The organism is Pseudomonas baetica (assembly GCF_019733355.1).
Classification (GTDB): domain Bacteria; phylum Pseudomonadota; class Gammaproteobacteria; order Pseudomonadales; family Pseudomonadaceae; genus Aquipseudomonas; species Aquipseudomonas baetica_A.
In genome coordinates this window covers 1-13,666 of record NZ_JAIHLQ010000009.1, presented here as the reverse complement: position 1 = coordinate 13,666, position 13,666 = coordinate 1, and the positions used below count along the sequence as shown (strand labels likewise).

At 59.5% G+C, this 13,666-nt stretch carries 8 protein-coding genes; 5 read left to right on the top strand and 3 right to left on the bottom strand.

Going from position 1 to position 13,666, the window contains the following annotated elements; translation table 11 throughout:
• The first annotated feature begins 206 nt into the window (after nucleotides 1-206).
• Both K5E40_RS10445 and K5E40_RS10440 read left to right on the top strand, forming a co-directional pair.
• Entirely contained in the window at nucleotides 207-1,490 is a 1,284-nt protein-coding gene (locus tag K5E40_RS10445) for a delta-60 repeat domain-containing protein (protein WP_221730648.1), read from the top strand.
• Nucleotides 1,491-1,703: 213 nt separating this feature from the next.
• Nucleotides 1,704-2,990 carry a hypothetical protein gene (locus tag K5E40_RS10440; protein ID WP_221730647.1) on the top strand — a complete coding sequence of 429 codons (1,287 nt, stop codon included), beginning with the start codon at nucleotides 1,704-1,706 and terminating at the stop codon, nucleotides 2,988-2,990.
• 186 nt (nucleotides 2,991-3,176) lie between these two features.
• Here K5E40_RS10440 and K5E40_RS10435 read toward each other — a convergent pair whose 3' ends face one another.
• The 3 genes from K5E40_RS10435 to K5E40_RS10425 are packed head-to-tail and all read right to left on the bottom strand — an operon-like array spanning nucleotide 3,177 to nucleotide 5,990.
• Nucleotides 3,177-3,926 carry an enoyl-CoA hydratase-related protein gene (locus tag K5E40_RS10435; RefSeq protein WP_221730646.1) on the bottom strand — a complete coding sequence of 250 codons (750 nt, stop codon included), beginning with the start codon at nucleotides 3,924-3,926 and terminating at the stop codon, nucleotides 3,177-3,179.
• A gap of 29 nt (nucleotides 3,927-3,955) precedes the next feature.
• Nucleotides 3,956-4,891 (bottom strand): iron-sulfur-binding ferredoxin reductase, encoded by a 936-nt coding sequence (locus K5E40_RS10430; protein ID WP_221730645.1) that lies wholly within the window; start codon nucleotides 4,889-4,891, stop codon nucleotides 3,956-3,958.
• A complete protein-coding gene (locus K5E40_RS10425) occupies nucleotides 4,884-5,990 on the bottom strand; it encodes a diguanylate cyclase (protein ID WP_221730644.1) in 1,107 nt (368 codons plus the stop codon). Before K5E40_RS10425 ends, K5E40_RS10430 begins: the two co-directional genes overlap by 8 nt.
• A 459-nt stretch (nucleotides 5,991-6,449) precedes the next feature.
• On the opposite strand from K5E40_RS10425, the gene K5E40_RS10420 reads away from it, so the two are divergent.
• The 3 genes from K5E40_RS10420 to K5E40_RS10410 form a co-directional block, all read left to right on the top strand.
• Nucleotides 6,450-7,973: a fumarate hydratase gene (locus K5E40_RS10420; RefSeq protein WP_221730643.1), complete on the top strand. Its 1,524-nt coding sequence runs from the start codon at nucleotides 6,450-6,452 to the stop codon at nucleotides 7,971-7,973.
• 220 nt (nucleotides 7,974-8,193) lie between these two features.
• The gene (locus K5E40_RS10415) at nucleotides 8,194-12,696 is read left to right on the top strand and encodes a SpvB/TcaC N-terminal domain-containing protein (protein ID WP_221730642.1); all 4,503 of its coding nucleotides are present in this window, start codon (nucleotides 8,194-8,196) and stop codon (nucleotides 12,694-12,696) included.
• On the top strand, nucleotides 12,693-13,666 hold a 974-nt coding region (locus K5E40_RS10410; protein ID WP_409339133.1), incomplete at its 3' end, for an RHS repeat domain-containing protein. The genes K5E40_RS10415 and K5E40_RS10410, both read left to right, overlap by 4 nt.

The following is a 13,666-nucleotide window of genomic DNA, read 5'->3' as shown; positions in this document are numbered from 1 at the left end:
ACTTTCTGAAAAATAAGCCCCGCCATTTGAATGGCGGGACTTTTTGCGTTCGGGTCAGGCAGGTGTGGCACCTGTGATGACCTCATCGCTGACACAGCTAACCGTAAATCACTGAGTGACATCCCCCGTCTACTGTCAGACCTGACAGTAGACGGGGGATGGTGATGGGTAGCTACTTGAGTCGCCCCCTACTCAAGGACAGCCACATGAACCACTCAGATCGATCTGTGCAGGCCGCAGGGTCGCTTGATGAAAGTTTTGCAGATTCAGGTATTTTTCGTCTGGCCCTCGACTCATTGGAACCTGAAACACTGCTCTTCGGCCTCACGGCAGCACACGCCACCGGGCACCTGTATTTCACAGGTAAAGTACAAAGCGGCGTCACCCATTCGCCCTACCTGCTGGGGCGCTTGCTGGTTGACGGAACGCTGGACAACCGCTTTGGCACGAATGGCGTCGTGACCGGTTTTTTTGCCGGAACAAACGAGTCCCAGGGGAACGCCGTGAGCGTTCTCAGTGACGGCAAAATTCTCGTGACCGGGTCTGTAGGAGGCGCACGTGATCCGGCATTGGCCCGATACCTGCCCGACGGCACGCCGGACGTCGAATTTGGGATGGCGGGCCATGTCGTACTCCCGCGACCTCAAGAGCTCAATGCCCTGATGCTCATGGACGTGGTGGGAGGTAAAGATCAGAGCGTGCCGGCAAATGTCTTGCCCCTCGACAATGGAAAAATCCTGATCGTAAATTCTTACGTCATCACTCATCTGGCGGACACCCGCGCCTTTATTTTCCAGCTCAACAACGATGGTTCGCTGGACACTTCTTTCAATGACAAGGGGTATGTCCAGGTTATTTATCCGGGTGCCGATCCTGCTGACGTCAAAGTGCATGGCGGTTTGATCGATCAGGATGGAAACATTGTCGTCTGCGGCCAACTGGCGCCACGCTCAGGCACGTCGGCGCCCCTGTTCGCGCGCTACGGACTCAACGGCAGCCTCGATCAAGGCTTTGGCAATGGCGGGTTTGTCATTGTGTCAGTGTCGGAGTCCGCCAGACTGGTGGCCATTATTCAACAACCGAACAACCGTCTGCTGGGCATCGGCAGAACCGAAACGCCCCAAGGTCTCTTGATCGGTCTGGAACCGGATGGCAGCGCCAATATCCAGTTCAATCGAGGTCAACCGTTGCTCACCCGATTGAATAATGAGCCCACCTACTGGGCCAGCGGACTCATGCAACCGGATGGCAAGATCGTTTTGATAGGCAAGCAACTGGATGAAACAGCGCCAGCCGTCGTCGCAAGAATACTCAGTGACGGTTCGTTTGATACAACATTCGCGGGCATCGGTTGGGTGGGTACGGACGTTGGCGGCAGAACAACTTTCTACGCTGTCACGCTACAGAAGGATGGAAAGATCGTAGTGGCAGGAACCGGGATTACCCCGGAGTTTCAAGGTCAGGTACTGCGCTTGCACGGACTTGGCTGATTGTCACTTCAAACGAGCAGAAAGCAAAAGCCCCGGCCTATGAATGACGGGGCTTTTACATTCTGATGCGGCGCTCGAAAGGCAGCGCCCCTTGACCGTGAGGCGCGGCACGCATAACGAACAAACCAGTGTCAACTGTCAGACCTGCCAGTAGACGCGGCAGGATGATGGGCAGCTACTAAAGCCGCAAACAATCCATTCAAGGAGCGTTACATGGCCACTCCAAGCCCATCAGTGCGACAAGCCGGTTCACTGGATGAAAGTTTTGGTGAGAAAGGCATTTGGCACCTGAACATCCCTAACCTGCGGTCGCAAACCCTACTTTTAGACGTTACAGCGCAATCCCCTTCGACACTGGAACGCCTTTATTTTACGGGCGATGCTCCTCATGATTCCGGAGGGCACTACATATTGGGCCGCTTGTTGCCTGAAGGATCGCTGGATAAATCGTTTGGCGTGGATGGCATTGTCAGCGGTTCGCTTGGCTCTGCACCGGTCTCCATCGGCAATTCCATCATCCTGCAGGCCGATGGCAAAATTCTAATGATTGGACTGTCAGGCAACGCCCCCGCACTGGCCCGTTTCTACTCCGACGGCAAACTGGATCGCGAATTCGGCTCCAACGGTCTTGTGACTCTGCCAATACCCCAAGGCTTGCAGGCTCAGTTCCCCGGTCAATCGAAACGTCAGGATCAAGACTCTTCATACAGCGTAAGCGCATCGACTGAAGGCAAGATCCTGATCGTAAAAACCTTTAATAAGGACTTGTCCCCCTCCCCCCTCGCCTATTTGCTGAACATCGATGGCTCTCTGGACACTTCCTTCAATGGAAAAGGTTATGTCCAAGTGGTTCATCCGGAACATGACCCCAATGCCATAACAATGAACAGCGGATACATCGACGAAAAGGGCAGGATCATGGTCGGTGGCAATCTGTTGCTAGCTTCGGGTGAGTCAATGCCATTATTCGCGTGCTACACCCCCGACGGTCGGCCCGATCCCGCTTTTGGCAACGGCGGATTTGTCGTCCTTTCATCGCCGTCAACACAGTTCACGACCGTCAGAAAAGTGATTCGACAGCCGAACAATCGGCTTCTGGCGTTAGGGTGGGCAGGCAGCGCTGAACAGGGCCTTTTGATCAGCCTCGAACCGGATGGTAAAGCCAATATTCAGTTCAACCGTGGACAACCTTTGCTGACCCAAGTGGATGGCCGCAACACCACATGGCGAAATGCAGTCATGCAACCTGACGGAAAAATCGTGCTGCTCGGCAATAGCCACTGGCCAGGAGAAGATAACAACGTGATAGTGGCCAGACTGCTGAGCGATGCGAAAGACGATCTCTCTTTCAACGACCAAGGTTGGGTCATTACTTCACTAGGGGCGGTTAATCGTTTCGACGGCCTCACTCTGCAGGACGATGGAAAAATCGTGATCGCGGGCTTTCTGTCAACGTCGGTGGTTCAGGGCGTGATCCTTCGTTTCCACGGGAAGAGTTGAAGCCGACACACAGTCTGTCTGCAATTCAATGTCGCCCCGTCATGTGAATGGTGGGGCTTTTGTCTTTCTGATCCCAGAGGGGTTTTGACTGATCAAATGCAATCGCGAGCATGCTCACTACAGGGGAATGAATTTCAGATTTGGGAGGACGCTTGCTCCCGAAAGGCCGCTACCGTCAGCGAAAATTCAATGCCGCTTGATAAACCCGGTCAACGCCGCCAGCGCCTCGGGTGAACGCAGCCGCTGGGTAAACAGCGCGCCCTCCTCCTCGATCACTTGGCGGATCAGCTCGCGATCCGGAGCTTTCATCAGTTGCTTGCTGATACGCACCGCTTGCGGCGGTAACTCATCGAAGCGCAGTGCCATTTCCCGTGCCTTGGCCAACGCGGCTTCTCCACTGCCCAACGCTTCGGTGGCAATGCCCCACTGGGCGGCTTGCTCGCCACTGAAACCTTCGCCGAGCAACAACAACTCAGCTGCTTTCGCCTGGCCGAGCAAGCGCGGCAGGATCAGGCTAGAGCCGAATTCCGGGCATAAACCCAGGTTGACGAATGGCATGCGCAGCCGCGCATCGCGGCTGACGTAAACCAGATCGCAATGCAGCAACAGCGTCGTGCCAATCCCCACCGCCGCGCCGGCCACGGCCGCGATCACTGGCTTGCGACATTCAAGCAGGTTGAGCATGAAGTGAAACACCGGGCTGTCCAGATTGTTCGGTGGCTGCTGGATGAAGTCGGCGATGTCGTTGCCGGCGGTGAAACACTCGGCGCTGCCGGTGATCAGTACGGCGTTGATTTCAGGATCACTGTCGGCCTGCTTCAACGCCTCGGCGAGACGGCTGTACATGGCGCGGGTCAGGGCGTTTTTCTTGTCCGGGCGATTGAGGCGCAGGGTCAGTAAACCGCGCTCGCGTTCCAGCAGGATGGCTTCGGTCATGGCGTGTCTCGCGTCTGATGGATCAGCGCTCAACCACGGCTGAGGAATACGTCGGCCAGCAGTTGATTGCGCGGCAATCCGGCCAGGTACAGACGCCGGGCGAAGGCGTCGACACTGGCCGTCGAGCCGCAGACTAAGGCCAGGGTTTGCCGGGAAACAAGGCGCAGTTGCGCCAAAGCGGCGGGTGCCTCGGCCGCCGTCCATAGCTCGACGGTCAGGTTTTCACGCTGGGTGGCCAGTGCGCCAAGGGGTTTGGCCAGATAGTGCTCGCTGGCGTCATGGGCCAGGTGAATGACGCGGATGGCGCCTTGGTGATCCTGACGCAGCGCTTCACGCAAGACACCGAACAACGGCCCCAGGCCTGTACCCGCCGCCAGCAGCCACAACGGTCGTGTATGCCAGTCGGCGTCGTATTGCAACGCACCACCGCGCAGTTCGCCGAGGCGGATCGGGTCGCCGATCTGCAGACAACGCGCCGCATCGCTGAACTCCCCGGGCTGGCGGCAATCGAGGTGAAACTCCAGGAAACGGTCTTCTTCCGGCAGGCTGGCCAGCGAATACGGACGTGCGATGTGATTGATCCACAACACCAGATGTTGCCCGGCGCTGTAGCGCAGCGGACGCTGCGGATTGAGGCGCAAACGCAGAACGCTGTCGCTCAGCCAGTCCAGCGCCTCGACAACTGCCGGGCGTCCGTCCGTCGCCGGATCGAAGGTGTGCACCTGCAAGTCTTCGACAACCTGGCACTGACAAGCCAGCCGCCAACCCTGCTGGCGCTGTTCGGCACTCAAGGCATCCGGGCGATTGTCGGCCGGCAGGCCTTGCACGCACTGCACCAGGCATGCATGACAACTGCCGGCGCGGCAGCTATATGGCACCGCCACGCCGTTCTGATTGAGGGCATCGAGCAGGTTGCTACCCGCCGCTACCGACCAGTTCTGCTGACCAACGCGAAGCTCAGGCATCTACGTTCTCCCAGGCTGCAGCGCAGCGATTGCGCCCGTCACGCTTGGCTCGATAGAGCGCCTGGTCGGCACGCTGCAGGGCGTCATCCAGATCATCGCCCAAGGTCAACAGGGTCATGCCGGCCGAGAGGCTGAGATCACGCACATTCACGCCGACCAATTCGACGTCGGTAAAGGCCACGCGCAGACGTTCACAGCAGGCGGTCAGGCGTTCGGCGTCGCAGTCGGGCAGCAACACCACGAATTCCTCACCACCATAACGCGCCAATACATCGCCGTCGCGCAGACACGCTTGGGCGACAGCGGCAAAGGCCTGCAACACCTGATCGCCGGCGGCGTGACCGTGCAAGTCGTTGATGCGTTTGAAATGGTCGAGGTCGATCAGCGCCAGGCCGTGCACCGCTTCGCTGTCCATCGCATTCAGTTCACGCGAGGCCAGACGCAGAAAGTGTCGACGATTGAACAGCCCGGTCAACTCGTCGGTGGCGACCAGGTCTTCGAGCTGGCGCATCATCCCGCGCAAGGTGTCCTGATGTGCCTGCAAGGCAAACCGGCGCTGGCGTATGCGTTGACGCGAAACCTGAACAAAGCGCGCATAAATCACCAGCCACGCCAGCACCATCGCCAGGATGCACACTTGCAGCACGGCGAGCGCTGGCTCCGGCAGGCGGAAGTGGTATCCGTCCCACAGGGTAATCGCGCAGAAACTGAAGAACACCAACAGGGCACAGCGGATGAACGCCCGTCGGCTCAGATGAAACAGACCGAACAGCAGGATCAGCACGTAGAACACCAAAAACGCGCCCCGGGCCTCGTCCAGATGAGCGATCAGCCACGTCTGCCAGCCGAGCCCGAGCAGCACTTGCGCTTCGGTCAGGCTGGGGTCGGCAAAACGCATATTGCGTCCGGTCCAGAACAGGCCGAACAAGGTGGCTTGGCTGATCACCACCAGCGTACTGCCGATGGTCACAGCACGCAGGGACTCGCCGAAATGACCGGTAAAAAACGCCAGCCACAGCAGCAGCAAAGCCAATCCATAGGTGGCTGCAGCGAGGGCGAAGCGTTTAAGCAAAAGACGTTGAATGGCGTTATGGGTCAATCGTTGACTCACCGTGCGATTGGAGGCTGACCGAGTGTCCTACCCTACAGACCGGCTGCCACTTTAGTGGCGTAGTCGATAAATGACCATTGATTTTCGGGCCGGATAATTGGCGTCAAAAGCGTGGCCTCAAAAGCCCCTCACCGCCCTGGGAGACAGGGCCTGACTGAGGGGCAAGGATCTCGATTTGCCAATGCAATCCCCCGCCCCCCGTCAAGCCATTCGACCAACGAATGAATCCCGGCGCGTGTATGCCCCACCGAGGCGCGGTATACTGCCGCGCCTTTTTAGCGTCGCGCCAGCAGCCCCGGCGTGCCCGGCCCAAAGGGCCAGCTTCAAGTTGCAAGCTCAAAGCCGCAAGCTCAAACAGTCCACGTACTGCCTTTGACTTGCCGCTCGAAGCTCGAAGCTCGAAGCTGCCCTATTAAAATGTTCCCGTCTTTTAGAGGAGCGCGACTCATGACCGTGATCAAGCAAGACGACCTGATTCAGAGCGTTGCCGACGCCCTGCAGTTCATTTCCTATTACCACCCCGTGGATTTCATCCAGGCGATGCACGAAGCCTACCTGCGCGAAGAATCGCCAGCGGCCCGTGACTCGATGGCGCAGATCCTGATCAACTCGCGCATGTGCGCCACCGGCCACCGCCCGATCTGCCAGGACACCGGTATCGTCACCGTGTTCGTGCGCGTCGGCATGGACGTACGCTGGGATGGCGCCACCATGGGCCTGGACGACATGATCAATGAAGGCGTGCGCCGCGCCTACAACCTGCCGGAAAACGTCCTGCGTGCCTCGATCCTCGCCGACCCGGCGGGCGCTCGTAAAAACACCAAGGACAACACCCCGGCAGTCATCCACTACTCCATCGTCCCGGGTAACACCGTGGAAGTGGACGTGGCGGCCAAGGGCGGCGGTTCCGAGAACAAATCGAAAATGGCCATGCTCAACCCGTCCGACTCGATCGTCGACTGGGTACTGAAGACCGTTCCGACCATGGGCGCTGGCTGGTGCCCACCGGGCATGCTCGGCATCGGCATCGGCGGCACCGCCGAGAAAGCCGCGGTCATGGCTAAAGAAGTGTTGATGGAATCCATCGACATCCACGAACTCAAGGCCCGTGGCCCGCAGAACCGCATCGAAGAAATGCGTCTGGAGCTGTTCGAGAAGGTCAACCAGTTGGGCATCGGCGCCCAGGGCCTCGGCGGCCTGACCACCGTGCTCGACGTGAAGATCATGGACTACCCGACCCACGCCGCCTCCCTGCCGGTGTGCATGATCCCGAACTGCGCTGCCACCCGTCACGCGCACTTCGTGCTCGACGGTTCCGGCCCAGCTTCGCTGGAAGCGCCACCGCTGGACGCCTACCCGGAAATCGTCTGGGAAGCCGGCCCGTCGGCCCGTCGCGTCAACCTCGACACCTTGACCCCGGAAGACGTGCAGAGCTGGAAGCCGGGCGAAACCGTGCTGCTCAACGGCAAAATGCTCACCGGTCGCGACGCGGCGCACAAGCGCATGGTCGAGATGCTGAACAAGGGTGAAACCTTGCCGGTGGATCTGAAAGGTCGCTTCATCTACTACGTCGGCCCGGTTGATCCGGTCGGTGACGAAGTGGTGGGCCCGGCAGGTCCGACCACGGCAACGCGGATGGACAAGTTCACCCGTCAGATCCTTGAGCAAACCGGTCTGCTGGGCATGATCGGCAAGTCCGAGCGCGGCCCGACTGCGATCGAGGCGATCAAGGACAACAAAGCCGTGTACCTGATGGCGGTCGGCGGCGCGGCTTACCTGGTGGCGCAAGCGATCAAGAAGTCCAAAGTGCTGGCGTTTGCCGAACTGGGCATGGAAGCGATCTACGAGTTCGAGGTCAAGGACATGCCAGTGACGGTTGCTGTCGACAGCAAAGGCGAGTCGGTACACATCACCGGCCCTGCGATCTGGCAACAGAAGATCAGCCAAAGCCTGGCGGTAGAAGTGCAGTAAGCGTTTCATCGCGGCAAACGAAGCCGGCCCGTCTCACGACGGGCCGGTTTTTTTGTGCCTACGCCCCCGACATCCGGCCCAACCATTGCTTTGGCGATAAAAACCGCGCCAATGCACACAATTTGATCTTATTGACCTGTCAGATCTGACAGGTTACGCCTCGTCCGATTCTTGGTAGCGTCCAATCAACTACGCCACCGCAAGTGCACCGGACGCAATCATGGCCGAACAAGAGCTGAGCATCGTTACACCCTCCATTGCCAAAAGCTCGACGATCGCCACGATCGGCAAAAGTTGGGGCGCGGTCGGCCCTACGGGTGCCGCCTCATTCGTACTGCCTTTGCCGACATCCGCCGGGCGAGGCTGGGATCCGCAACTGTCCCTGTCCTACAGCAGCCAGACCGGCAATGGTCCATTCGGCATCGGCTGGGGACTGGGCCTCAGTGAGATCAGCCGACGTACCAGCAAGGGCGTGCCGCACTACACCGATCACGATGAAATCATCGGCGCCGATGGTGAGGTGTGGATGCCGGAACTGGAAGCCGACGGCACGATCAAGTCGCGCCTTGAATCCACCTATGACGGCGATGACGTCGGCCCGCACAGCGTGGTGCGCTACTGGCCACGGGTGGAAGGTGATTTTGCGTTGCGTGAATACTGGCAGCACGCGCCGGGTTCAGGAGAGGGGGTTGCGCCGGGTTTCTGGCTGATACACGGCGCCGACGGTTCGCTGCATGTCTACGGCAAAACAGAGAATTCACGCAGCGCAGACCCGGACGACCCGCAGCGCATTGGCGCCTGGCTGCTCTGCGAAAGCATGAACGCTCGCGGTGAACACATCGGTTACGTGTACAAGGCCGATGATCAGGATCCCGACCCCGTCCACGACTACCGTGCCCAGCGCTATCTGGAGCGGGTGCACTACGGCAACTTCACCGCGAGCCAAAAACTGTATGCCTGGGAGTTGGAGGATACCGCGCCGCCACAGTGGCATTTTCAGCTGTTGTTTGACTACGGTGAGCGCACCACGTCGCTGACCGAGGTTCCGGTGTATGACGGCGCTACCCTCAAGCCGTGGCTCAACCGCGCAGACCGCTTCTCGACCTACGGGCAGGGCTTTGAGGTGGGCACCCGCAGGCGTTGCCAGCAAGTGCTGATGTTCCACCGCTTCCCCACGAAAGCGGACGACTCGCCGAAACTGGTACGTCGTCTGCTGCTGGAATACCGCGACCCGCAAACCGTGACGCAATGGGCCTTCAGCCAGATCGCTGCGGCCCATTATCAGGCCTTTGATGCCAGTGGCTTTGTCGAGAACTCGCCGCCGGTGGAGTTCGACTACTCGCCCTTCGACCTCAATAAAACCTCAGCTCGTTTGTTCGAGTCACAAACCCAGCCAGGCATTGAAGACGGCAACTTCTACCAGTGCGTTGACCTCTACGGTGAAGGCATTCCAGGGTTTCTCTGCCGCTATGACCAGGGCTGGTATTACCGCGAACCATTGCGTGCCACACCGCAAACCGACGACATCGACTACGGGCCCTGGACGCAACTGGACAAGATCCCGGTGGCCGATCGCAACCGCGCGGTACAGCAATTGCTCACCGATCTGACCGGTGACGGACGCCTGGACTGGATCACTGCGCAGCCGGGCATCAGTGGTTTCCGTACGCTGAATGCACAGCGTAACTTCGCCGACTTCGTCCCCTTCGACAAATTCCCGCTGGAGTTTTTCAACACCCTGTCGACACTCGGCGACTTGAGTGGAGACGGTTTGAGTTCCGTTGCATTGATCGGCCCGAACTCGGTGCGGCTGTACGCCAACCGCCGCGAGCAGGGCTTTGCCGCGGCTCAAGACGTCGATCACAAGCCTGACGACGACCGCTTGCCGTTGTTCAGTGATTCACCCACCGAACTGGTACTGCTGGGCAACTTGCTGGGCAGCGACATGCCCGAGCTAAGCCGCATCCGCCATGACGAAATCACATGCTGGCCCAATCTGGGCCACGGTACGTTTGGCGAAGGTCGCAAGATCAGCGACTTGCCCTTCACTTACGAGCAATTCGATTCGTCGCGCGTACGCCTCGCCGACCTCGACGGCTCCGGTGCCTCGGCGCTGATCTATCTGCAATCCGACACTTTCGAGATTTATCTGAACCGCGGCGGCAATGGTCTGGAGCAGATTCCCATCACCGTGCCGTGGCCCGAAGGCGTGCGTTATGACCGCCTTTGCCAGGTGAGCTTCGCCGACCTGCAAGGGCTGGGCTGCGCCAGCCTGATCCTGACGGTGCCGTACGTTCAACCGCAGCATTGGCGTTACGACTTCGTGCCGGCAAAGCCTTATCTGCTGACGTCCAGCAACAACAATATGGGCTGCAGTGCCAGCGTGGTCTATCGCAGTTCCGCACAGGAATGGCTCGATGAAAAACAACGAATACTGAAACTCAACCAAATACCGGTCTCGAACCTGCCGTTCCCGGTGGCAGTGGTGAAAAAACAGCAGCAACTGGATGAGGTCACCGGGAACTGCCTGACCCAGACATTTACTTGGCGCGAAGGTGTCTACGACAGCAAGGACCGCGAGTTCCGTGGCTTTGGTCAGTTGCAGCAGACCGACAGCGAAAGCGCCACCGGCGATGACGATGTCGGGTTCAGCGACCCCGTACGGGTCTGCACCTGGTTCCATACTGGGCAATCGATGGATCGGCCCCGCGACTTTTATTTCAACGAAGACGCACAGGCTGTTGCACTGGGCAAGACGTTGTTCAGCCGTTATCACGCTGCCGACGAAGTCGACGAACCGATCGAGCCACACGACGCCGACAGCCAATACCAGATTTCCCGGGCGCTGGTCGGGGCGGTCACCCGCATCGAAACCTATGCCGATGCCCAGGTCGACGAACCGGGCATTGCCACGCCGTATGCGGTGCAGGAGATGCGCTATCTGGTACGCGAAGTGCGCCCCAAGGGTTCGTATGCGGCAGCGACTTTACTGCCGCTGATGCTGGAAAAAATCAGCTACCAGTACGACCGGTTTATAGAGGATCCACTGTGCCGTCACGAGGTCAACCTGCGCTGGAACGAGTACGGGCTGTCGACCCACGCACTGACGGTAAGTTATGCACGTCGCCTGACCCGTGAAGACTCGCCGCCATTTACCGACCCGGATGAACAACAGTGGTGGCGCGACGCCCATGACGAGGCGCAGCAGTTGTTCTATCTGAGCGAAACCCGTTCCCGCTTCATCGACCTGGATGAAGATCCTCAGCATTGGCGACTGGGCTTGCCATACCAACTGCGCAGCAATGCGTTGGTTTTGTCCAAAGGCACGCTGCCGACCGGTCTTTCGCCGGCACAGGTCTCTTTCGACCAACTGAGGGATCATCAGGATTCGCCGCACTGGAACTCCGAGCGCGTATTGACGACCCAGTCCGTGCAGCGCTACGTGAAAACCGACGGCACGCTGCTGGCCGACGGCGTTGCCGAATTCGAAGCACTGACAGGCCCGCTGGAAATGGCGCAACTGGACAAGATTGCACTGGACGCTTACGGCGTCCTGCCGCCGCCGTTCGACATCCGCGCCGAACTGGAGAGGATCGGTTACACGCCAATGCAGTTTCTGTTCTGGTCCCCCCCCTTGACTGGCACGGAACACGACTTGTGGTCGTCAACGTTCTCCATCGCCGAATACGCCGACCTCCAAGGCTTTTACAAAGTGCTCGGTTACCGCGAAACCCCCAGCCACGGCACGACCAGGGCCGAATACGACGATTACCATTTGGCACTCACGCGTATCGTGCTGCCCGACGGCTGCACCACCCGCATCGATTACGACTATCACGCCCTGCAACCACTGCGCATCATCGATCCCAACGACAACGTTGAAGAGGCGATTTACGAACCTTCCGGGCAACCGTTGGCCACCAGTTTTTACGGCACCGAAAAGGGTGTCGCCGCGGGTTTCAGACCGCTGAGCGAATACGATCGTCCGGCGGATCATCACCCGGACCCGGCCATCGAAAATCCGGCGCTGGCGGTGCAAAAAGCCGCCAGCACCCTGCGCAAGGACTTGTTCAGCTGGATGGGTGTCGTTGCTGCGACCGAGCCGTGGGTGAACGAGGGATACCTGTTGCCCAGCGGACATATTCGGGCTAGCGCGCGTCAAAGGCTTGCACGGCGCAACACGCTGACGTCAACAGAACAGGCCTTGCTTGAAGCGATCACATCGGCTCACCGGGAGCCGGTGCACAGCGTCGTGCTGAGCGCCGACCGTTACCCCGACGACGAGATCCCCGCACAAATCCAGATCATCAAGGCCTGCGTCGATGGTTTTGGCCGGGCATTGCAAACCCAGCAACTTGTAGACCCGGGCATGGCGTACAAGGTGGTGGATGGCTCACTCGTCGTTCAAGACGGCCAGTATGTCGAGGTACATGCCGATCCGCGCTGGCGCATCAGCCAACGCGTGGAATACAACAACAAGGGGGAACCGAATCGCCAGTTCCGAGCGTTTTTGGCCAATGTGCATGGCTACATCAAGGATCAATCCCTTCGCGAACTCGGCTACTTCGATCAACTGTTCTATGACGCTTTGGGACGGCAGATAAAACTGATCAACGCCAAAGGCGAGTTCTCCCGCGAGACCTACCATCCCTGGTACCACATCAGCGAAGACTTCAACGACACCGCCGAGCCTTCGCCCGAAACAATGGTTCCTCGGTCATGACCGCCAGTGAGCATTGGCGTACACCCACGCTCTCGGTGAGCGACGGCCGGGGCCTGCCTGTTCGGCAGGTCGCTTACTTGCGTACCGTTGCACAAACCACGCCTCTGGTGAACCGTCAGCAGCATGATGCGGTGGGACGGCTGGTGGCGCAGTGGGATCCGCGCCTGTTGGTTCCGTGCCAGACCACGGTGTATGCCTTGAGCGGTGCCGCGCTGAAATCCGACAGCGTCGACGCCGGCTGGCGCTTGAACCTGCCCGGGCTGGCGGGCGAGCCGCGCAAGCGTTGGGACGAACGCGACCACCAATGGCTCACGGCCTTCGATAACCAGTTGCGCGTGGTGGCGATCGAACAGAACGGTGAGGTCGAAGCTTTCACCTACGCCGATGCCTCGGCCGACGCCGGGCACAACCTGCGCGGTCAGTTGCTGGCGCACAAAGACAATGGCGGCACGCTGCACACCGACAGCTTCGCCCTGTCCGGCCAGCCGATGCAGGAAACCCGCACCTTTGGCGATGGAGAAGCCTTCACCAGTCAACGGGTGTTCAGCCCCTTGGGTGCCGTACTGGAACAGACCGATGCCGGCGACCATCGGCAGCAGTCGCGCTATGGCCTGGCCGGGCAACTCAAGCAGGTGCAATTGCTGATCAACGGCCAGCCCGACTGGCAGCCGGTTCTGCTCGATGCGCAATACAACGCCGCCGACCAGATCATCGAACAGCAGGCCGGTAACGGCGTGCTCAGCCAATGGACTTACGATCCGGCCGATGGTCGCCTGCACACCCAGCGCAGCCGCAAAGCTGCCGGTGCGGTGCTGCAGGATTTCGAGTATTTCTACGACCCGGTCGGCAATATCACCCGCATTGAAGACCACGCCTTCCAGCCGGTGTGGTTTGCCAACCAGCTCATCGAGGGTCACCGTGATTTCTGCTACGACTCGCTGTACCGACTGACCTGCGCCACCGGCTATGA

Coding starts and splice junctions, on each gene's coding strand:
- K5E40_RS10445 (WP_221730648.1), top strand. CDS start 207: ATGAACCACTCAGATCGATCTGTGCAGGCCGCAGGGTCGCTTGATGAA.
- K5E40_RS10420 (WP_221730643.1), top strand. CDS start 6,450: ATGACCGTGATCAAGCAAGACGACCTGATTCAGAGCGTTGCCGACGCC.
- K5E40_RS10430 (WP_221730645.1), bottom strand. CDS start 4,891: ATGCCTGAGCTTCGCGTTGGTCAGCAGAACTGGTCGGTAGCGGCGGGT.
- K5E40_RS10415 (WP_221730642.1), top strand. CDS start 8,194: ATGGCCGAACAAGAGCTGAGCATCGTTACACCCTCCATTGCCAAAAGC.
- K5E40_RS10435 (WP_221730646.1), bottom strand. CDS start 3,926: ATGACCGAAGCCATCCTGCTGGAACGCGAGCGCGGTTTACTGACCCTG.
- K5E40_RS10440 (WP_221730647.1), top strand. CDS start 1,704: ATGGCCACTCCAAGCCCATCAGTGCGACAAGCCGGTTCACTGGATGAA.